Raw genomic sequence first — 19468 nt, 5'->3', positions numbered from 1 at the left:
TTCTCGTTCCGCTCGCGCCTCATCGTGCGCCCCTTTCCACAAGATGATCTCTGACGCGTTTGACGGCATCGCCGACCGGTCGGCGATACCAACCCACCGTGATTCACGGTTCGCTCAGGGTCAACGAAACCACCAACTGGCTGCCCCCGGCAGGAATTCGGTGAACGCAATCAGACGTACGGCTCTGGAGACCGGATGCTGCCGGGCGGGCAGGGCAATGTCTCCGAGTCGGCCCAGGCCAGAGAAGGAGGTCCGAGAACGTCGGTCGACGCGCACCTCCGCAGCCTCGTCGCCTCCACCGAGACCTGCCGCCGAGTCCTTGACGGACTCCGGCGGACGCTATGAGGAGGCCGAGATGATGCCCATCTGGAGCCTGGAGTCCGTCATCGAGTCCACCGAGTACCGGGTGAGTCTCACCATGGTCTCGGACGGCAGGTCACCCGGGGCGGCACGGACCTTCACGCGGGAGACGCTGTCGGCCTGGGGGCTTGAAGACCTGATGGACCGTACGGTCCTGATCGTCAGCGAACTCACCACGAACGCCGAGCGCCACGGCGGTACGCCAGGCGGCACCGAGCGCCCCGCGGACGCGAACGGTCAGATGGTGGCCGAGCACATCACGCTGACCCTCACCGCCCAGAGCGGAATCGTGGGCATCGAGGTGGAGGACAACTCCCCCTTGGCGCCCATCCCTCGCGCCAGTGGGCCGGACTCGCTGGACGGACGCGTGGCGTACTTCACCCACCGGCGCCAAGCCAGTCCACGGTTGCCGATATGCCCTCGTGCATCGGCACGGGCTTCACCGTCGGAAAGAGGGCTCGCAGGCGTGTGTCGTCGGCCTGGGAGTGGGGGACATCCCCCACACGACTGACTGTGTGCTCCCTCTGAGCGCGCAGCCCAGTGGCGACCTCGATCGCTGGAATCAGGTCCAGTAGGGACAGACGGACGCCGAAGGCCAGGTTCACCGGTTGGGGTTCGACAACCCGGCGCAGGAGGGCGTCGGCGAGGATGCTGCAGACGGTGCCCACATAAGTGAAGTCTCTCGTCTGAGTGCCGTCGCCGTGCACGGTGACAGGCTGGCCAGCCAGCACGGCGCTGATCCATTTCGGGATGACGGCGGCGTAAGCGTGGTCGGGGCGCTGGCCGGGGCCGTAGACATTGAAGAAGCGGAACGGCAGGACCGGGAGGCCGTAGCTGTGGTGGTACGCGCCCAGGTACGCCTCGGTGGCGAGCTTGGTGACCGCGTACGGGCTCATCGGGGCGGCAGCTAGGTCTTCATGCTTTGGGAGGCACGGGTTCGCTCCGTAGACCGAGGACGAGGACGCAGCAATTACGTGCAGATTGCTGGCGCGGCGGGCGGCTTCGAGGACCTGGAGGGTGCCGGTCGCGTTGGCGTGATGGCTGGCCAGGGGGTCTCTTACGGAGCGTGGTACGGATGGCAGGGCAGCCAGGTGGACGATCGCGTCCGCGCCGTGGAACGCCTGATCCAGTAGAGCGGCGTTCTGGATGTCGCCTTCGAAGAAGCGGACCTCGAGGCCCAGAAGGTTTTCCTTGGAGCCGGTGGAGAGGTTGTCGATCACTCGGATCTGGGTGATCTCGGGGCGCTCAGTCAGGGACCGAGCGAGGTTGCTGCCGACGAATCCGGCGCCGCCGGTGATCACGATGTTCACGTGGCTTCCCTTCAGAGAGAGTCGACGTGTGCGCCGACGAGTCGGCGGCGGCAGTCGAGGATGTATGGAGCGTGTGCGGTGATCGCTGGGTAGTCGAAGGCGTCGTGATCGGCGAGCAGGACGACGGCGTCGGCCGCGGCGAGACGCTCGGGGGTCACGTCGACGCGCTGAACGGTTACGAGATTGGCGGCACGGGGGTGAGCGTCGTCGACCACGTGAGGGTCGGCCGCCTGGACCTCGGCGCCCATGCCGGTGAGCAGTTCGGCGATCCGCGCTGCCGGGGTTTCCCTGGCGTCTCCGGTGTTGGCCTTGTAGGCGAGACCGAGCAGCAGAATCCGGGATCCGTTGAGGGGCTTCTTCCGCTCGTTGAGACCGTCGGCGAGGCGGCGGACCACGTAGTCGGGCATGTGGTTGTTCACGTCGTTCGCCAGCTCGACGAAGCGGAAGTTGCGCCCAAGGGCGCGTTGAACGCGCCAGGACAGATACGACGGATCGATGGGCAGGCAGTGGCCGCCTACGCCGGGGCCCGGGGTAAAGCGCATGAACCCGAACGGCTTGGTGGATGCAGCGTCGATGGCTGCCCAGACGTCGATGTCCAGTTCGTGGGCGAAGATCGCGAGCTCGTTGGCGAGGGCGATGTTCACGTGCCGGAAGGTGTTCTCCAGCAGCTTCGTCAGTTCGGCCTCCTTGCAGCTTGCGACCGGCACGATCGTGTCGACGAGGGACGCGTAGAAGCGGTGGACTGCTTCCGTGGAAGCGGTGTCGATGCCGGAGATGACCTTCGGGGTGTTCTCCAGCGTCCAGCTCGGATTGCCGGGGTCGATGCGTTCGGGGCTGTAGCCGAGGTGGAAGTCGACGCCGGCGATCAGACCGGATGCGCGCTCAAGTAGCGGACCGAAGAGCTCCTCAGTGGTGCCTGGATACGTGGTGGACTCCAGGACGACCGTCGCTCCCCGCCTAAGGTGGCGGCCGAGCATCCGGGCCGCATCCTCTACATGAGACAGGTCCGGCACGCCGTCGCGCAGCGGCGTCGGAACGGTGACGATTGCGATGTCGAAGTCCGCGCAGTCGGAGCTGTCGATGGTCGGGCGGTAGGCGCCGGTTGGGAGGAGCGGGGCAAGCCGTGTGTCCGGGATGTCCCCCACGTACGACTCTCCGAGCATGAGGCGCTTCACCCGCTGCACGTCAACATCGAGACCCACGACAAGGTGTCCCACTTCGGCGGCCCTGACCGCGAGCGGCAGCCCCACGTATCCCTGGCCCACGACGACCACGCGGAGCTGCGAGGACTCGGAATCTTCGATCATGCTGTCCACCTCATTGGAATCGTGTGAAGGCAGTGCATGCGGATCTTTGGCGATGCGGTGGCCCTAAGCCTTGATCCACCGAGGTGGTTCGAGAGTGATCTTCTGATCGATTTCTGTGTCCGCTTTGGGCTGGTGGCTGGGTGTGGGCAGGCGGCATCTGCTGGTCTGCCCAGCTTTTCCACGGGTTCGGTTCCGGTTGGGCCCTGGTGGGCGGGGTGGGCAGGGGCTGTTCGGGTCAGCCGGGTGGGCCGTGGACGGTGGTGAAGAGGTGTGTCCAGGCGTGCTGCCAGGGCCAGTTGTGGGGCAGGTGCAGAGTGACGCGTCGCGCTGAGCGGGCGATGCGGGCCGGAACCTGGACCAGGTGGGCGCGGAGAGTAGCGGTGGTGGCCTTGGCGTGGAACGCAGAGGCCAGGGAACCAGCGGCCCGCAGCAGGTTGTAGGTCATCGCCCACAGGGTGAGCCAGGCCGCGTTGGCGTGGAAGTGCCCGGACGGCAGATGGGCCAGGGCCGAGGCCTTGCTGTCCGCGATGACCTGCTCGACCACGGCATGGTGGCGGTGTTCCCGCTCGGCCCGCAGCGTTGCGGCGGGCTGGTCGGTGAAGAAGGGGTGGTAGCGCCAGACGGGAAACAGCTCGTCCTGCTCGCCCACGACGGCGGGTTTGGCCAGGTCACGGACCCGGCGCACGATCAGCCGGGCGGTGACCCGATCTGCCTTCTTGCGGCCGGTGAACGCGGTGTACTCGGGTATCTCGGCGACTTCGGCGTCCGAGATGAGTTCACCGGTCTCGGGGTCGGGGACCGCGGTCGGGTAACTGATGTGCTGCCAGGCGTCGTGGGGGATGCCGAGAACGGCCCGTTTGATGGAGGGGTTCATCCCGGTGGTGACCGAGAAGTGGGCGCCTGCCCGGCGGCAGGCGGCGATGACCCCGGCGTTGTAGAACTGCGAGTCGGCCCGCAGGATACGGGTCCCGGTGCAGCCGGCCTCGGCGGCGGTGGCCAGGGCCTCGCTCACGAATTTCGGGGCGCCCCGGGAGTCTGCTGCTTTGCCGCGTCGCATCCGCACTGCGGCGATCACCGGCCTCGACCGGGGGGTGCAGACCGTGGCGAGGAGCGGGTGCAGGGTGCGGATGCCCTTGAACCGGCCGTACTCGGCGCCCTGTTTCGCCCGGCCGTAGACCCGCCTGTGGGTGGAGTCGACGTCGACGAACGCCACCTCACCACCCGCACCCGGCAGCAGCGGGGTGCGCGCGGCGAGTGCGGCGAGGAACCTGCGGTGCACGGCGTGGAGTTGCAGAGCGTGTCCGTGGGTGAACGCACGCAGGAACGTGCCCAGCGTGGACGGGGCGCGAATACCTCCGAACACCGCCGGCATCGCCCCGTGACGCAACATCGCCAGGTCATCGATACTGTCCGCGCCCGCTGCCATGCCCGCGACGATGCTGGTGACCTTGGCGTCCGCCGCCGCACCCGCCCCGTTCCTCGCCCCGGTCAGCTTCACCTTCTCCGTCACCAGTCGCGACAGCCCGCACCGCTCGGCCAGCCGCAGCACCGGGACCAGCCCAACCTGCGCGATCAGATTCGGATCATCGAACACAGCGGAGACCGCCGCCGGCGTATGGGAAACTTGCATCTCGGAAGTGCCTTGCTGATCGCGCGTGCTGGAAGCCTGAAGAACTCCCATCATCGCAGGTCACGAGGCACTTCCTCGTTTCAAGAAGAGTTATCCACAGATGCCGGATCGGTGGATCAAGGCTAAGATGGGGAGTGCCTCGGCCGTACGAGACTCGCTTGGCCGCCTGTCTCGGACGGTCGAGCGCCTTTTCAGCCCCGCCCCGGCGCCCCTGAAAACCTGTGGGAAGGGCGTTGCCCGGATTCGATACGATGGCGGCAGCTTGCAGCCTCGATCCGTCACCGTGCGTGATATCCCCATGCGGCCTGAGTGGTCGCGTCGACTGCAACCTCCCGACTTGGGCCCGCCGTGGCACTGTCACCGGCGCCGTACGTACGAAATGGAGCATCCGAGGATGGCTCGACACCTGGTCACCAGCGCGCTTCCCTACATCAACGGGATCAAGCACCTGGGCAACATGGTCGGGTCGATGCTTCCGGCGGATGTGTACTCCCGGTACCTCCGCCAGCGCGGCCACGACGTCCTCTACATCTGTGCCACTGACGAGCACGGCACGCCTGCCGAGCTGGCCGCCAAGGAGGCCGGGCTGTCGGTCGCCGAGTTCTGTGCTCAGGCCCACGACGTACAGAAGGCCGTTTACGACGGTTTCGAGCTGGCCTTCGACTACTTCGGGCGCAGCTCGGCGCAGCAGAACGTCGAGATCACCCAGCACTTCGCGCGGAAGTTGAACGAGAACGGGTTCATCGAGGAGCGGGCGATCCGCCAGGTGTACTCGCCCGTCGACGGCCGCTTCCTGCCGGACCGGTACGTCGAGGGCACCTGCCCACACTGCGGCTACGACAAGGCCCGCGGCGACCAGTGTGAGAACTGCACCCGAGTGCTCGACCCGACCGACCTGATCAACCCGCGCTCTGCGATCAGCGGCTCCACGGAGTTGGAGGTCCGGGAGACCAAGCACCTCTTCCTGCTCCAGTCCAAGCTCCAGCACGAGGTCGAGGAGTGGATCAGCTCCGTCAGTGCGCAGTGGCCGCACCTGTCCACGTCCATCGCTCGCAAGTGGCTGACTGAAGGTCTCCACGACCGGGCGATCACTCGGGACCTGGACTGGGGTGTCCCCGTCCCGGACGACACCTGGCCGGAACTCGCGGCCGAGGGCAAGGTCTTCTACGTCTGGTTCGACGCCCCGATCGCTTACATCGGCGCGACGAAGGAGTGGGCGGACGCCGCCCCAGACAGTGAGACCCGGGACTGGAAGTCGTGGTGGTACGAGGCCGACGACACCGTCCGCTATACCCAGTTCATGGCGAAGGACAACGTCCCCTTCCACACCGTGATGTTCCCGGCCACCGAACTGGGAGTCCGTGAGCCGTGGAAGAAGGTCGACTTCGTCAAGGGCTTCAACTGGCTGACGTACTACGGCGGCAAGTTCTCCACCTCCCAGAAGCGCGGAGTCTTCACGGACGCCGCCCTGGAGCTGCTGCCCGCCGACTACTGGCGCTACTTCCTGATCGCCAACGCTCCCGAGTCTGATGACTCCTCGTTCACCTGGGAGCACTTCTCCGCGACGGTCAACAAAGACCTGGCCGACACCCTCGGCAACTTCGTCAACCGCGTCCTGTCCTTCTCGCGGAAGCGGTTCGGCGATGCCGTCCCGGCGGGCCACACGGCCGGTGAGGCGGAGGCGAAGCTGGGCGAGGAAATCGCTCGGCTGCTCGCCGAGTACGAGGAACACATGGAGGCCCTCCAGTGCCGCAAGGCCGCAGCGGCACTGCGCGCCCTGTGGTCCGCGGGCAACTCCTATCTGGAGGAGAAGGCCCCCTGGCTGGAGATCAAGACCGACCCGGACGGCGCCGCTCTGACCTTGCGTACGGCGATGAACCTCATCCACCTGTACGCAGTCGTCTCCGAGCCGTTCATCCCTGCGTCGGCCGCCGCCATGCGCGGAGCCTTCGCGCTGGAGGGTGACACCGCGACTTGGGTGACCGCCGAGCAGGCAAAGGCCCTGGACATGGTCCCGGCCGGTGCCGCCTTTACCGTGCCGCCGGTGCTCTTCGCGAAGATCACGGAGGAGGACCTGGAGTCCTACCGTGACCGCTTCGGTGGCGCCGAGACCGCCTGACCGTAACCGCCGCACCCGTACCTCCCCCGTCCTCATTGGGCGGTACGGGCCGCGAGGTGACCGGGTAGCTCTGTGGGCGGCACGTTCATCAGCCGGATCCGAGGGGTGCCCTCGTCCACTTCGATCCAGGTGACGCCCGCGGAGCCGGGTACGTACGCGAGGTACCGGTCGAAGCTGTTCTGCGTGAGCCACAGCAGTAGGCAGGCGATCCCCCCTCCGTGGCCGACTAGAACGGTAGTCCGATACGGACTGGAGGCGACTTCGTCCCACGCGCGTACGTAGCGGGCCTGGACGTCCTCGGATGACTCGCCTTCCGGTGTGCGGAGTTGGTGGATGGGCACACCGTGGCGAGAAGCCTCGATCTGTGCGAACTCCCGTGGCCGGCCCCCGAGATGGCCGCTGTTCTTGGCGGCCAGTCGCTCGTCGACGCGTATGTCAGCCGGGGCGAGCGCGGCAGCCAGCAGCGCGGCGGACTCATGACAGCGTGACATCGGGCTGACCAGCATCTGGTCCACGGTGATCCTGGCTGCGGCAAGGCTGGTAGCGACGTTGCGGACATCGTTGCTCCCTCGCTCACTGAGTCGGCCGCCGACGGTCCGGCCCTGGTGAATGCCCTGGAGGTTCTCCTCGGTCTCACCGTGCTTGATCAAGTAGATGTACTTCGAGTGCATGGCTCGTACCCCTTCCTCGCCTCAGTCCCAGTCGCGTACGTCGACGCACGCGGATACGGCGCCGACGAGCTGGTCGTGGTCGGCTTGCTTCATGGCGGGGAAGCGGTCGTAGTGCCACTCGATGTAGAGGACGGAGATGAGACTCAGCGTTCCGTCGGCGAGAAGCTTGTTCAGGACGGGGTATTCGGCGCCCTCGATGTCCATCTTGACGACGACGTGATCATGAGGGGTGACAGTGCGGCGTATCCAGGCGCTGAAGTCGGTGGCCGGCACGGCGACGGGCGCGCTGTAGTCGATCTGCTGGTCGTACATTGGCGGCACGCGCTTGCCCGGCATCACGGTGGAGCTCTCGTGGTGGCCGAGGAAGAGGTCGATCGTTCCGTCGTGGGTCCATACCGCGCTGCGGGAGATCTCGACGTGGGGAGAGTGGGCGGCCCGTGCGACTTCCCGGCGGATGGACGGATGGAGGTCCTTGTTGGGCTCGAAGGCGTAGAAGTCGTGGTCCGGGAGTTCGTCGATGAAGCGGTTCAGCACGATTCCGAGGTTGGTGCCGCAGTCGATGAAGACCTTGCGCATGGGGTACTCCAGCGGTCAGGGGTGGGTGCAAGGAGTTCGATCTCCCGCACGGTGTGATCGGTGAGCAGGACGAGGTCGCCGGTGGCCGGGCGGTAGCAGCGTTCCTGGTAGCGGATGGTGATGCGGCGGACCTGCTCCTCGCCGCGGTAGGGAGGCAGATCGCCCCATAGGTAGAGCTGGCCGCCGGGGGCCTTGAGGCGGCGCAATGATCGAGGCAAGGGGCCCTTCGGGGTGCCGGTGTTAAGGCGGGTGAACATCGAAGTCAGGAACGCGATGTGGTCGCGCGCCTGCTCCTCGTCCGCCTGCACCTGGCCGTAGGTCTGCTTGAGGGCGCGCAGTTCGTCGCGGTTGCCGTCCGCTTGGACGAGACGATCACGTAGCTGTCGGTCCCATACGATCCCGAGGTGGCCGTGAAGGATGGGCTCCGCGGTGAGGAAGTAGCCCAGGACGCGGCCGAACTCGCGCTCGTACGGGCACATGAAGTCGTTGTAGAGACCCAGTTTCGTGCCGGAGACGGTCTCTACCTGCCAGCGCATGCGGGCGGTGAAGGGGGAGTCCCACCAGCCCAGGTGCCAGGGCTGCCACAGCAGGTCAGCGGCGCTGAGCAGGAGCACCACTAGCGCGATCAAAGCGGCGGGCCAGCCGAATACCGCGCCGTAGTCCGTATCCCGAAGCAGCGCCACAGTGATCGCCAGGGCCGTGTTGGTGCTGATGTTCTCCCAGAAGAGGATCCCTGAGGCGAGCGCAACGGCCACGTTGAAGAGGACGGTTGCAACTAGGACCGCGACCAGGAGCCGACGGTCGAGGAAGGCGATCAGTCCGGCAGTCTCGACGGCCATCGTGAGGAAGTTGACTGGACGGTCGACGACCTGTACCCCGCGCAGTACGCGGGCCATGGTCTTGGCGGGCAGGAACCGCGCCCAGCCCCAGGAGTATGCGGCGGCGATGAGGTAATGGGTACGGTTGTGCCAGGCCCACGACCATGGACGCGGCCCCAGGCGGGCCTTACTCCAGGCAGGTTTGACGTAGTGCGAAAGCGAGACGCAGCCCATCACCAGTAGCAATGCCGACGCGGAGATTCTGGGGCCGAGGATTATCGCGGCGAGGAACCAGGCGAGATGTGCCTTGAGCAGGCGCAGGGGCATCATCGCGTGGTGCTTCCAGCCACGCAGCTTGCCGCAGTACACGGCGAGCCACGGCAGCAGGGCTGGCGTCCACAAGCATGCGGCGACCGCGAGGAGCAGCAGCAGCCGCTTGTCGCGGAGCTGTGGCCTGATGGGCTGGGTCACGTCGTAGTCGCTGGTGGTGCCTTGCCATGTGAGTAGCGCGACCATGAAGAGGGTGAACCAGCGGAAAGGGCCGGGCTCGGGAAGTGGGCGGACCGCGAGGAACGCGGCGGGCGCGATGGCGGTAATCGCAGCTCGTCGCAGAACCCTTGGCTGCTGTGCGAGGGCTCGTACGGCGGGTGAGATGGCGAAGCGGTAGCAGGCGACGATTGCGACCACGGCCACCGCAGTGTCCATTGTCGTATTGGGCGGCGCGATCTCCATGACCGCCTACCGGGCGGACGGGAAGAGGAGCCGCCCACTCGCCGCGGGCAAGCTCTCGAGGTAGGAGACGATCCGCTCCCGGGGGTCCGACGTGAGGTGCTGGTCCCGGTGGCGTACGACGTTGTTGCGAAGTTCCCGGCTGCGGTTGAGGAAGTCGAGTATCGCTCCACGGTCAATGCGCGGTGCTGAGGTGCCGAGTTCCGCCTCGTGGACGACCTGGGCGCACCAGTGCTGGTCGTACGTGGGCAGTGGCACCAGGTGGACCGGCTTGCCGAGGACGAACGCTTCGCTGATGAGGTTGAAGCCGGCATTGGAGAAGACTGCCTCGGATCGCGCCATGTCGACGATGAATGCTTCGCGGTCGAAGGCACAGATCTCTATCTTTCCCTCGGCGTACTGACGCAGGTTCTCGATCTCGTCGGAGTGCGCGTAGATACGCAGCGCACGCTCGGGAACGTACTGACGGAAGACCTCGGCCAGGGTACGGACGGACTCCTCCGGTCCGTGGTCGAAGTAGCGCGAGAAGTAGGCCGTAGCGACGGGCTCGGTGGTGACCGGCGTGGAGCGGACCAGGTCGGGAACGACGGGAGCGATGAACTCCAGTGTGCTGTCGTCGGCCTCCAGGGGGACGTAGGAGCAGATGAAGGACCGGTTGGCGCGGGGCGTGAAGTAGCGCAGTCGCTGCTCGTCGGCGGTGCGGGCGTATCGGCCGACGGTCGGCAGGTCGAGGTGCCGGTATTTGCTCTGCTGGTCGACGGAGATCAGCGGTTTGCCGAAGTGGTAGGCGAGGCGTGGGGTGTTGGGCTCGTAGTCGGTGATGAACACGTCCGGGACACCGGTGCGCCGGATAATCTGGCGCAGCCGCAGGTGTTGGGCGATGCCCGCGGGCGCCTGCCGGATGTTTGCTCGTACGGCGTCGCTGCCATGTATGCGGTCACCGCGGGCAATGAGGGTCGGCATCCACCCGTCCCATGCGAGGAAGCCGAGGTCCCGGAAGTATTCGACCCGGGCGGAGCCGTTGGTGACGATCCGCACTTGGTGCCCACGGTCGCGGAGGTACTGGGCAATCACGCTCTGTCTGACGGAGTGCCCCATACCGATGCCGTTGACGCCGATGATCACGTTGAGCGGCTGTACGTACTCTGACACGACGATCCTTTCGTCAGGAGAGTCGGGTGATGACGTTGCGGGTGATGGCCTCGACCTGGAGGTCAGTGGCAAGCAGGCGAGGCCAGTCGGTGGTGGCGGCGGTGAAGACTGTGCCGGTCGTGGTGTAGAGGCCGAGGGTGGCCGCGCGGCGGCTGGTCATCGGCTCCCGTGCCGCGAAGTTCCAGTCGGACGGCAGTGGGGCGATGCCGAGGATTTCGAAGTCCTTCGGTGTTCCGTCCTGGCCCGTCGGGCGGGGGCGTCCCCGCGCGTCGATCTCATAGGCGGCGCCGTCGCACTCGTATCCGACCAGGGCACGGTCGCGACCGAGTACGTCGCCGGTCTTCAGGCCGGTTCCTGAGAACACCCAGTGGTCCGCGTCCGTGACGGTGAAACCGAGCGGTGCTCGCGGACCGTCCCAGTGACCACCGCCGCCTCGGTAGCTCACGCCGAGCAGAGTGTTCTCAGGCTCTTCCTCCCACCAGCGGTCCGGGCAGCCGTAGGAGCTGTCCGGATCAGTCCCGGCGGGGGCTCCGGGAGGGAACTTCGCACAGTCCAGTCCGCCGCCGTCCAGGGCGACCCTCACCCGCCACCAGCAGGTATTGGCACCGAAGTTGGCGATGTTGCCACCCGCGTCCCGGAACGCGGTGACGTTCCGGCGCGTCTCAGGGCTCCAGTACTCGTCATGTCCCGCGGAGACCAGAAGGCGGTATCCGTCGCCCAGGTGGCGGCCTTCGTGGAGGTCCAGGTCGGTGCAGTAGTCGCCCTCGACCCCGTTCTTCTCCATCCACGAGATGAAGGGCGCGTCCCAGTGCGCGAACGTCTGGCGGGGGGATGAGGTGTCGTACGGGTCGGGCAGGCCCTTGACCGGGCCTCCGACACCGCCCCCGGGGCGGCGCAGGGTCACTCGGGAGGCGCTGTAGAGGCTGCCTCCGCCTGTCGTGTTGTACGCGTGGTAGGTGAAGGACGGAATCTTGTAGAGGACTCTTTGGCCCGAGGGAGCAGCCGGTGTGACGACCAGGAGCATCCTGGCCTCCCGCGAGTCCAGGGCTGGTGTGCCAGACGTCGGCTCCACGCTCAAGACCGCGAAGTACACCCCGGACTTCCAGTCGTGCGGTACGAGGAACTCGTACACAGGCCACTGCCAGTCCGTGTCGAACCGGCGCGGGGCAGCTGCTCGTCCGGGCCACTCGACATGTCCCCTGTGTCGGGGAGCTGCTCCCCAGCGGTAGAAGTCGACGTGGAACCGGGGCGCCGATGTGGCGATATGCAGCCGGATTACTTCGCCGGCGCGAACGCTTGGTCGCGCGGGATATCCGTCGATCTCGGTCACTCGCGCTCCCTGGGACGCGCGATGCCGCCGAAGTGGTACGGATCGACCTGCTCGATGTGGGCTTCCCATCCCAGGTTGTTCAGCTGCTTGGTGAGACCGGCAGCGTCGTGGAGCACCTTGACTGTGAGGTGCTGAGATCCGTCGGAGAGCCTGCGGCGCACGGTGGGTAGCTGAGCTTCGACCACCAGCTCTTCGATCTCCGCCTTGGCGTGGGAGTCGTCGAGGAAGACCACGCAGCCACCTGGGGCAAGCGCCCACCTCAGTAGATCCCAGAACGCTTCCATCTCAGCCGGCGGCACGTGGCTGATCCAGAAGGCGAAGAAGACGGTGTCGTACTGGCGGTCCGGCTCCCAGCTGAAGACGTCCGCCTCGATGAATCGGGTAGTCGTGCCCCGCATTCGGCCGCGGGCGACATCCAACATCTCCGGTGCGGCGTCCAGCGCTGTCAGGCTGCTCGCGCGGTTGGAGAGCAGCCTGGTCCACTGCCCTGTACCGCACGCCAACTCCAGGACGTGGCCGGTCACAGGCAGAGTGTCGAGGACCTTAGCGAGCTGCGGCAGCTGCATCCGGTCTGCATACGCGGTGTCGTACTCGGTGGCCCGTGCGCGGTAGTAGGCGATCTGGCGCTGTGCCCAATCGGACTGCTCCGAGTCATGTTCTCTGGTGCTGTGCATCGTGGCCTCTCTTGTTCCACACGGCGGTTGCGTCGCGCGTGGAACTCGGTCGAGATTTGGGGAGGTACGTCGGGCGACAGGCTGATGGCCTGCGGAGAAGTTCGCTCACCGTCAGCAGGCGGTTCAGTCGCCGAGACATTTCGCCCTCAGCGCCCACGAGGCCGGAACGAGCGACGAGCGTTGGCATGACATACGCCTCCGAAAGGGGTAGGAAAGCGGCTCCGCCCCTGAGGGGGAAACGGGGCAGAGCCGCCGATCTGGCCGGACTTCCGGGGGCCATCTGGACTGCGGTGATCGCCTAACCAGGACACAGGAGACCGGGCGCCTGGGGGAGGCGAAAGAACGGTCAACACGGTCAACTTCAAGCCGAGTTCTGCAACCCGGTGGAACCGGGAATGACAAAGGGCAAGGGTCTGGTGAGCCTGGTGATCAGACGTACGGAGGTACGCCGCATGGCGACAGCGGCCAAGGGCCCGAACGATGCGTTGGCCGGCTGCTTGGGGGAGCTGGACTGGAGCCCCAAGGTGCTGGCTCGCAAGATCAACCACGTTTTCGGGACGGGTACTGTCGCCGAGTCGGCTCCGTATCACTGGCGTGACGCCGGCCGAGTGCCGCGGGCTCCCCTGCCCACCATGACGGCGTACGTCCTCTCCCAGGAACTGCGCCGCGTCGTGTCCGTCGAAGAGCTGTGGCAGGGCAGAGCATCCGACTCTGTCGCGTTCGTACCCGCGGATGCGAATATGGCGTACACCTGGAATCCCCAGGGGCTCGCGCACCTCTTGGAGGATTGGGTGCTCGGCGGACTAGTCGATCGGCGCCGCTTCCTGGCGGTCTCGGGTTCGGGTCTCCTTGCAGTTGTCACTCAGTACCTGGACGGCATTGCAGGCCGAGGGGCATTGAGCCCCAGGCTCAGCGAGGACACCTCCACGGACCCACTGGTATCCCAGGTCGAGCAGAACGTGCCCTTGCTCCAGCAGCTCGACGACGAGCACGGTGGTGCTCGCCATCTCCCTTATGTCGGGGCGCAGTTCCGATCGGTTGGGCTACTGATCCACGAGGGCGGGCACACGGATGCCGTCACCGCAAGACTGATCCGCGCGCTGGCTGAGATCGGGCAACTCGCCGGATGGATGGCATTCGACTCCGCCGACCACGGTCTGGCGCAGCGGTACTTCGTCACAGCCCTGCGCGCAGCGCACCAGGTCAACGACCGAGCGCTCTGCGCACATATCCTCGCCGACATGTCGTTCCAAGCCGCATCGCGCCGACATCCTGCCGATGCGATTGCTCTGGGGGAGGCGGCGCGCCGCGCGAGCGATGGCAGCACGGCATCGGTACAGGCGTCGGTTCTCTCCCGCCTCGCCTTCGGATACGCCGCCGCCGGCCGCAACTCCGACTTCGAGCGAACGAGCGCCGCCGCCCGAAACCTCATAGAGAACAGGACCGGCTCCCAGATGGAGCCGCGTTGGATGTACTTCCTCACCCCCAACCACCTGGAGTGTCAGGCTGGTTATGCGCTCATCAACCTCGGCCGGTCGAACTTGGAGCAAGAGAACCGGAGCCTCGGACGGCGGTTCATACGGCAAGGACAGGACTTGCTGGAGACGGGCGCTTACGCAGTACAGAAGGGCGATCCGAGTCAGCGACGGGCGATGTTCGAGGGGGCCTGGCTTGCCTTGGGCTACAGCGCATCGGGGGAACTGGAGCGGTCCTGTGAGGTGGGAGAGACCGCGGCCGCCCGCCTGGAAACCGTGCGATCCCCGCGAAGCACGGCTCTCCTGCGTCAGCTGGCCAGCGACCTGCGCAGAAGGCAGCGGAACCCCTATGTTCGAGACTTCCTCCCGGACCTGGAAGAACGCATCGCGAAACATGGGAGCCCGACGCGCACCGTAACGGCTACCGTCGGATCATGACAGCGAACGCGCCGATCGTCGTTGTAGGGGCAGGTGTCTCCGGTCTCACCACCGGGGTGGAACTCCTGAGGGCAGGACTACCAGTACGAGTAGTGGCTGAGGAGATTCCCGGCCGCACTTCACTCGCCGCCGGTGCCATGTGGGGGCCGTACCTCGTCGAGCCCTGGGCAAAGGTACGGGCGTGGAGCCTCGTGTCGCTCGCCGTGTTCCAGCAGCTTGCTGAGAGTGCCGAGACCGGTGTCCGAATGATGAGTGGCGTGGAGGCATCCCGCCATCCGGTCGAGGTACCGCCATGGAGCGAACTGCTCCCAGAATTCCGGACGTGCGACCCCGCCGCCTTGCTTCCCGGCTTCGTCTCCGGTCACCGCTTCACGGTTCCGCTTGTCGACATGCCGGTTTACCTCGACTACTTGCGCCGTCGTTTCCTCGAACTCGGCGGTGAGATCGAGACACACAGAGTGCAGGCTCTGAGCGAGTTCGAAAGCGCAATCGCCGTCGTGAACTGTGCCGGGCTGGGCGCGGGGGAGTTGGCCGACGATCTCTCCGTACGTCCGATCCGCGGACAGCACGTTGTCGTGGAGAACCCGGGCATCACGGAGTTCTTCTCCGAGGACACCGGGATGTCACCCGACCTCGTGTGCTTCTACCCGCACGGCACCACGGTCGTCCTGGGCGGTACCGCCATCGATGGTGACGGCAGCCTGACGAAGGACGAGGCTGCGGCGAAGGGCATCGTCGAGCGGTGTGCCGTGATCGATCCCCGCCTGGCAGATGCGCGGATCGTCGAGCATCGCGTGGGTGCTCGGCCGACACGGCCCGAGGTGCGGGTCGAGTCGACTCGCCGCGCCGACGGAGTTCCTGTGGTCCACAACTACGGGCACGGCGGGGCCGGAGTGACCTTGTCGTGGGGCTGTGCTCAAGAGGTCCGGGACTTGATCGGCGACGTGTTGAACGAGCGGCGAGGCTGAGGGCACAACCGCCTCGCCCTGGCAAGGCGTCTAGGACGCGCCGGTGGAGTCGAGGTCGCCGGCCCAGGTGTTGAACCGCGTGGCCCAACGGCGCACTTCTGTCTCACGCTTTTTGTCGGCGGCAAGAAGGAGCTGCGCGCCCTCAGGATTCTCGATGACGACGAAGATGTGCCGATCGTCGATCTTCTTCTTCGCGGCGAGGCCGGCCACGAGCGCGCCGACGGGGCCCGCCAGTGCAGCCCCAGCCGCTATGCGAGTGACTGTGGCGCGGTGAACGATGGCTCCGGAAGACTCCACGGTGGCGCGAGCACCCACGACACTCATGTCCTCCTGCCCAGGAGCTGATGCCAGGACTTCCGTCAGCCGCAGTTCGAGGAGTTTGCGTGCGTCGCTGGGGATAGAGCCCTTCGCCCTTCCTCCTGTCGACCTGCCCTTGCGCGCCGCTTCCGCTGCCCGTCCTTCTGGGGACAAGCCAAAGATGAACAGACCCGCCAAGAACATGAAGAGGCCGGGGTAGCCGACGCTGCCACCGACCCAGATCGCAGCGATAAGCATCGGAGCCCCCATGCCGACGAGGGAAAGCGCGATGTTCCCCATCGTTGTGCTGCTCTGCTGCGTGCTTTGCCTCTTCTCCGGAGTAGACATAGTTCTCCCCAACCTCCCATATATAAGGGCTTGTTGGATCGTAGCGGGTGCGGATTCTTCAGGTCTGTAAGGGGATGAGGTAATGATCGAGCTAAGGGGGTACGAGCGCTCGGCGATTGAGGAAATCGCGTTCAGGGCGTGACGGGGATCGGTGGCGATCGTCGATCCCCCGCCGAACGGCGCGCACTGGGTTTAGGCTCCGCCGGTGACGACACCGAACCGGTTCCAGATGACCTTCGACGGCCGCTCGTACCTGCTCACTGTGGACGGACACGACGTGAGCGACTATGTGGCCGCTGTTGACGTGCACGCCGACCCAGGTGAGCTGCCTCGGGTGCTGCTGCACCTCACCCCGACGAAGACGTGGCCGGCCGAGCTTGATCTCCTGGCCAGTGCGCAGATTGGTGTGGAGCCGGACCCCGGCCCCGCGGCCGTGGCGTTCCTCGAAGCCTTGGACCCGGTCGAGGTTGAGCGGGCGGCGCTTGCCAGGGCGGACCTGGAAGCTGTACCCGGCGGTGGGACTGCGGCCGTGCTGCGGCAGCTTGCGGAGTGGGCCCGTGGGTCTTGACCTCTCAGGCGTGCGTCGGGTTGCGGAAGCGATGCTCGACGACCAACTGCAGGTATGGCGGGACACGGGTGGCAGTTCGGACGACGTGCTCGATGTGATCACCGGCGAGCTGAGGCCGGCCGAGTCGGACACCGAGCTCGTCTGGGCAGGGCCTGGTGCCATCGTGCCGCTTGGCCAGCCCGCGATCACGACCCCCCTGGATGGCTCGGTCGCACTGCTTCCGGCGGTCTCCTCTTATCAGGCCCTCCTGCCCCTCGACGCTCCGCGGACGCGCGACGACGACGTGATCACAGTCCACGGTTCGACACGAGATGCCCAGCTCGTCGGACGTCGCTTCCGGGTAGCCGATGCCAGCGTCGGGACCTTCGCCGTGGTACGGATCGTGCGGCTCCAGGTAGCGGACTGATGACAGCGAATCCGCATTCCAATGCTCACCCGGACGCCGTGGCGTTCCGGGACCCGATTGCGCTATCGGCAGCCCTGGCGAGGATGGGCCCCGCCCTACGTGCCCGCACGCGGACGATCACTAGGCATCACGCGATGCTGCTACGGGTGCGGATCCAGAGGAACTCCTCGGGGCGGCCTGGACCGAATGTGATCACCGGGCGATACCGGGCCTCTTGGGACGTGAAGGTGACCGTGGGCGGTGGGCAGGTGAGCGGGGTTGTGTTTACCGATGCGCCGCAGCAGCGGCGGCTGGAGTACGGCTTCGTAGGCGTCGACAGGCTGGGGCGTCAGTACCGGCAGCCTCCGTTCCCGCACATCGAGCCCGCGTTCCGGCAGACCCAGTCCGGGTTCCTGGATGCTCTGCGCAAGGGGGTGCTGCCGCGGTGAGCCCGCCGCGGCTTCCGCTGACGCGGGCGCTTGTCGTAGCCCTTGCCGACGGAACCGGGCGGCCGTGCGGCTTGGGGGTACTGCCCCTCGCGGCGGACGGGCAGCCGGCCACCTTCCCGTATCTGATTCTCGATAGTCTGCCGGGCGAGTTCTCTGGTCCGTCGTTCGCTGACTGGCAGGCCGATGCGACGTGGGCGTACCAGGCGACCAGCGTCGGTGAGCGGGCAGACCAGGTGCAGTGGCTGGGCGATCGCGTACGCGCGACGGTCTTCGACCGTGTGCGAGACCTCGTGCTTCCCGGAATGCGGGTGATCGACTGGGAGTTGACGTACGACGCCGACGGAGATCCGGTTGACGGCTCGCAGGGCAGTATCGTTTCCTACGTGCAGCGGTTCACGATCACCGTGACACCCGCAGCCTGATCTACAGACTCACCGCAGAGCCACGCGGACGCCCGGCTGATGAGCCCGGCGAGATTCTCTCCTTCGGAGTGCCCGTGGCTCAGCAGCGCTTCATGCGGCGCGGCATCACCAAGATCTACTGGTTGAAGAAAGTCGCCGCCACCAACAACATCCCCACACGCGTGGAACTCACCGCCCCGAACGCCACCGACCTGACCGAGGCGATGAGTGATGTCGACGGCTGGTCTCTGACGAACGAGTCGATCGAGACGCCCGACATGGCGTCGACGTTCTCGTCCTCCATCCCCGGCAACGACAAGGCCGACAACTCCTCGATCACCTTCTACGAGGACCAGCTCAGCGACACCATCGAGACGCTGCTACCCAAGGGCGCCATCGGCTTCGTAGTGTTCCTGCGCAAGGGCGACATCCCCGGCTCGAAGGCCCTTGACAGCTTCCCGGTTCAGGTCGCCTCCCGCGCCGCGCAGTACAACGCAGGCAACGAGGCCGCGAAGTTCCAGGCGATCTTCTCGATCACTTCACCCCCGGCGCTGGATGCCGCGGTGCCTGCTGCTTCGGGTGGGGGCAGCTGATGGCAACGAAGAGCCCCCTGTCCTGGGAGCAGAAGTTGGAGCGGCTGCGCCGCCGCTCCCTGCCAGAGCGCGTTCTGCAGATCTGCGACGACGCAGCGCGGCGCACAGAGTACGACGAAGCCAAGCGCGCCGCCGACCGTGCCCAGCTCCTCACCGACAGCGACCCGGACAACGCGGTGTTTGCCGCCCGGGCGACGCAGGCCGCCGAGCGTCGCGAGATCGCGGCCGAAGCGCTCAATGCGGCTTCGGTCTACCTGTCCTTCCGGGCGCTGCCTCGCCCGGTCCTCGAAGAGCTGATCAACGCCCACCCACCGACCGACCAACAGGCCGCCGACGGCGCTGCATTCAATGCCGACACCTTCCCCGCCGCCCTGATCACAGCCTCCAGCGTCGACGGAATGAGCGAGGGCGAGGCCCGCGAACTCCTCGACTCGTGGTCGGCGCCGGATGCGAACGCTCTTTGGGAGGCCGCCTGGCAGGTGCAGCAGGAGTCCCGTACGGAGCTGGGAAAAGGCTGACGGCCGACCCGCGACTGAGGTCTGAGCTGGCGCTGTGCGAGCAGTACGGCATCCCGCACTCTCAGTTCCTCGGCGGCGACGGCCACTGGAGCGAGCTGGACCGGGCCAAGGCCCTGGCCTGGCAGGAGTGGCAGCGCAGCATCTGCCCGGACTGCCGCACCCGCATGGGCGAGTGGCAGCACGACAAGCACGCGTACGTCACCGACACCGTGCGCTGCCCCGGCTGCGAGCTGATCGCCCAGGAACGCGACCGGGTGCCCGAGGGCCGGGCCGGCTACGGCATCAAGGTCACGCTCCTGCCCCAGCAGGCGTACGAGCACCTGCACCGCGACGACGACACGTAGAGGGAGGT

The 19468-nt window shown here is 66.5% G+C and carries 21 protein-coding genes; 10 read left to right on the top strand and 11 right to left on the bottom strand.

The window, feature by feature from the left end:
* Window positions 1–339 precede the first annotated feature (339 nt).
* The 4 genes from OG293_RS15745 to OG293_RS15730 all read right to left on the bottom strand — a co-directional run bounded on the left by OG293_RS15745 (window position 340) and on the right by OG293_RS15730 (window position 4607).
* Entirely contained in the window at window positions 340–462 is a 123-nt protein-coding gene (locus OG293_RS15745; protein ID WP_405999423.1) for a hypothetical protein, read from the bottom strand.
* Window positions 463–737: 275 nt separating this feature from the next.
* Window positions 738–1670: an NAD-dependent epimerase/dehydratase family protein gene (locus OG293_RS15740; RefSeq protein WP_405999422.1), complete on the bottom strand. Its 933-nt coding sequence runs from the start codon at window positions 1668–1670 to the stop codon at window positions 738–740.
* Window positions 1671–1681: 11 nt separating this feature from the next.
* Window positions 1682–2977 carry a nucleotide sugar dehydrogenase gene (locus OG293_RS15735; RefSeq protein WP_405999421.1) on the bottom strand — a complete coding sequence of 432 codons (1296 nt, stop codon included), beginning with the start codon at window positions 2975–2977 and terminating at the stop codon, window positions 1682–1684.
* A 235-nt stretch (window positions 2978–3212) separates the two neighbouring features.
* Entirely contained in the window at window positions 3213–4607 is a 1395-nt protein-coding gene (locus OG293_RS15730) for an IS1380 family transposase (RefSeq protein ID WP_405999420.1), read from the bottom strand.
* 394 nt (window positions 4608–5001) lie between these two features.
* Here OG293_RS15730 and metG point away from each other — a divergent pair, with 394 nt between their 5' ends.
* Window positions 5002–6726 (top strand): methionine--tRNA ligase, encoded by a 1725-nt coding sequence (gene metG, locus OG293_RS15725; RefSeq protein ID WP_405999419.1) that lies wholly within the window; start codon window positions 5002–5004, stop codon window positions 6724–6726.
* Between the two features lie 32 nt (window positions 6727–6758).
* Here the strand turns inward: metG and OG293_RS15720 are convergent, their stop codons facing one another.
* Genes OG293_RS15720 through OG293_RS15695 form a run of 6 tightly spaced genes read right to left on the bottom strand, consistent with a single transcriptional unit; the run spans window position 6759 to window position 12676 of the window.
* A complete protein-coding gene (locus OG293_RS15720) occupies window positions 6759–7397 on the bottom strand; it encodes a histidine phosphatase family protein (protein ID WP_405999418.1) in 639 nt (212 codons plus the stop codon).
* Between the two features lie 21 nt (window positions 7398–7418).
* The gene (locus tag OG293_RS15715; RefSeq protein WP_405999417.1) at window positions 7419–7973 is read right to left on the bottom strand and encodes an FkbM family methyltransferase; all 555 of its coding nucleotides are present in this window, start codon (window positions 7971–7973) and stop codon (window positions 7419–7421) included.
* Complete coding sequence (locus tag OG293_RS15710) at window positions 7925–9484, bottom strand: hypothetical protein (protein WP_405999416.1); 1560 nt, start codon at window positions 9482–9484, stop codon at window positions 7925–7927. The genes OG293_RS15715 and OG293_RS15710 overlap by 49 nt, the downstream gene beginning before the upstream one ends.
* A 45-nt stretch (window positions 9485–9529) precedes the next feature.
* The gene (locus OG293_RS15705) at window positions 9530–10672 is read right to left on the bottom strand and encodes a glycosyltransferase family protein (protein WP_405999415.1); all 1143 of its coding nucleotides are present in this window, start codon (window positions 10670–10672) and stop codon (window positions 9530–9532) included.
* Between the two features lie 13 nt (window positions 10673–10685).
* The gene (locus OG293_RS15700; RefSeq protein ID WP_405999414.1) at window positions 10686–12002 is read right to left on the bottom strand and encodes a N,N-dimethylformamidase beta subunit family domain-containing protein; all 1317 of its coding nucleotides are present in this window, start codon (window positions 12000–12002) and stop codon (window positions 10686–10688) included.
* Complete coding sequence (locus tag OG293_RS15695) at window positions 11999–12676, bottom strand: class I SAM-dependent methyltransferase (protein WP_405999413.1); 678 nt, start codon at window positions 12674–12676, stop codon at window positions 11999–12001. The genes OG293_RS15700 and OG293_RS15695 overlap by 4 nt, the downstream gene beginning before the upstream one ends.
* A 452-nt stretch (window positions 12677–13128) precedes the next feature.
* On the opposite strand from OG293_RS15695, the gene OG293_RS15690 reads away from it, so the two are divergent.
* Together OG293_RS15690 and OG293_RS15685 are read left to right on the top strand one after the other, a co-directional pair.
* Complete coding sequence (locus tag OG293_RS15690) at window positions 13129–14589, top strand: carph-isopro domain-containing protein (RefSeq protein ID WP_405999412.1); 1461 nt, start codon at window positions 13129–13131, stop codon at window positions 14587–14589.
* Entirely contained in the window at window positions 14586–15557 is a 972-nt protein-coding gene (locus OG293_RS15685) for an FAD-dependent oxidoreductase (RefSeq protein ID WP_405999411.1), read from the top strand. The genes OG293_RS15690 and OG293_RS15685 overlap by 4 nt, the downstream gene beginning before the upstream one ends.
* A 30-nt stretch (window positions 15558–15587) precedes the next feature.
* On the opposite strand, the gene OG293_RS15680 is transcribed toward OG293_RS15685, so the two are convergent.
* Window positions 15588–16154: a hypothetical protein gene (locus OG293_RS15680; RefSeq protein WP_405999410.1), complete on the bottom strand. Its 567-nt coding sequence runs from the start codon at window positions 16152–16154 to the stop codon at window positions 15588–15590.
* A 253-nt stretch (window positions 16155–16407) separates the two neighbouring features.
* Here OG293_RS15680 and OG293_RS15675 point away from each other — a divergent pair, with 253 nt between their 5' ends.
* The 7 genes from OG293_RS15675 (at window position 16408) to OG293_RS15645 (ending at window position 19460) form a co-directional block, all read left to right on the top strand.
* Entirely contained in the window at window positions 16408–16770 is a 363-nt protein-coding gene (locus OG293_RS15675; protein ID WP_405999409.1) for a hypothetical protein, read from the top strand.
* A 10-nt stretch (window positions 16771–16780) separates the two neighbouring features.
* Window positions 16781–17176: a DUF6093 family protein gene (locus OG293_RS15670; RefSeq protein WP_405999408.1), complete on the top strand. Its 396-nt coding sequence runs from the start codon at window positions 16781–16783 to the stop codon at window positions 17174–17176.
* 248 nt (window positions 17177–17424) lie between these two features.
* Window positions 17425–17604 (top strand): hypothetical protein, encoded by a 180-nt coding sequence (locus OG293_RS15665; RefSeq protein WP_405999407.1) that lies wholly within the window; start codon window positions 17425–17427, stop codon window positions 17602–17604.
* Window positions 17601–18026 carry a hypothetical protein gene (locus OG293_RS15660; protein WP_405999406.1) on the top strand — a complete coding sequence of 142 codons (426 nt, stop codon included), beginning with the start codon at window positions 17601–17603 and terminating at the stop codon, window positions 18024–18026. Before OG293_RS15665 ends, OG293_RS15660 begins: the two co-directional genes overlap by 4 nt.
* A gap of 74 nt (window positions 18027–18100) precedes the next feature.
* Window positions 18101–18598 (top strand): hypothetical protein, encoded by a 498-nt coding sequence (locus tag OG293_RS15655; RefSeq protein ID WP_405999405.1) that lies wholly within the window; start codon window positions 18101–18103, stop codon window positions 18596–18598.
* Window positions 18598–19116 carry a hypothetical protein gene (locus OG293_RS15650; RefSeq protein ID WP_405999404.1) on the top strand — a complete coding sequence of 173 codons (519 nt, stop codon included), beginning with the start codon at window positions 18598–18600 and terminating at the stop codon, window positions 19114–19116. Before OG293_RS15655 ends, OG293_RS15650 begins: the two co-directional genes overlap by 1 nt.
* Window positions 19059–19460 (top strand): hypothetical protein, encoded by a 402-nt coding sequence (locus OG293_RS15645; protein ID WP_405999403.1) that lies wholly within the window; start codon window positions 19059–19061, stop codon window positions 19458–19460. Before OG293_RS15650 ends, OG293_RS15645 begins: the two co-directional genes overlap by 58 nt.
* Window positions 19461–19468: the final 8 nt, after the last annotated feature.

It is taken from the genome of Streptomyces sp. NBC_00829 (assembly GCF_045161795.1).
GTDB lineage: Bacteria > Actinomycetota > Actinomycetes > Streptomycetales > Streptomycetaceae > Streptomyces.
This window is presented reverse-complemented; position numbering and strand designations above follow the sequence as displayed.

Coding starts and splice junctions, on each gene's coding strand:
- OG293_RS15735 (WP_405999421.1), bottom strand. CDS start 2,977: ATGATCGAAGATTCCGAGTCCTCGCAGCTCCGCGTGGTCGTCGTGGGC.
- OG293_RS15715 (WP_405999417.1), bottom strand. CDS start 7,973: ATGCGCAAGGTCTTCATCGACTGCGGCACCAACCTCGGAATCGTGCTG.
- OG293_RS15685 (WP_405999411.1), top strand. CDS start 14,586: ATGACAGCGAACGCGCCGATCGTCGTTGTAGGGGCAGGTGTCTCCGGT.
- OG293_RS15650 (WP_405999404.1), top strand. CDS start 18,598: ATGGCAACGAAGAGCCCCCTGTCCTGGGAGCAGAAGTTGGAGCGGCTG.
- OG293_RS15690 (WP_405999412.1), top strand. CDS start 13,129: ATGGCGACAGCGGCCAAGGGCCCGAACGATGCGTTGGCCGGCTGCTTG.
- metG (WP_405999419.1), top strand. CDS start 5,002: ATGGCTCGACACCTGGTCACCAGCGCGCTTCCCTACATCAACGGGATC.
- OG293_RS15720 (WP_405999418.1), bottom strand. CDS start 7,397: ATGCACTCGAAGTACATCTACTTGATCAAGCACGGTGAGACCGAGGAG.
- OG293_RS15730 (WP_405999420.1), bottom strand. CDS start 4,607: ATGCAAGTTTCCCATACGCCGGCGGCGGTCTCCGCTGTGTTCGATGAT.
- OG293_RS15695 (WP_405999413.1), bottom strand. CDS start 12,676: ATGCACAGCACCAGAGAACATGACTCGGAGCAGTCCGATTGGGCACAG.
- OG293_RS15680 (WP_405999410.1), bottom strand. CDS start 16,154: ATGGGGAACATCGCGCTTTCCCTCGTCGGCATGGGGGCTCCGATGCTT.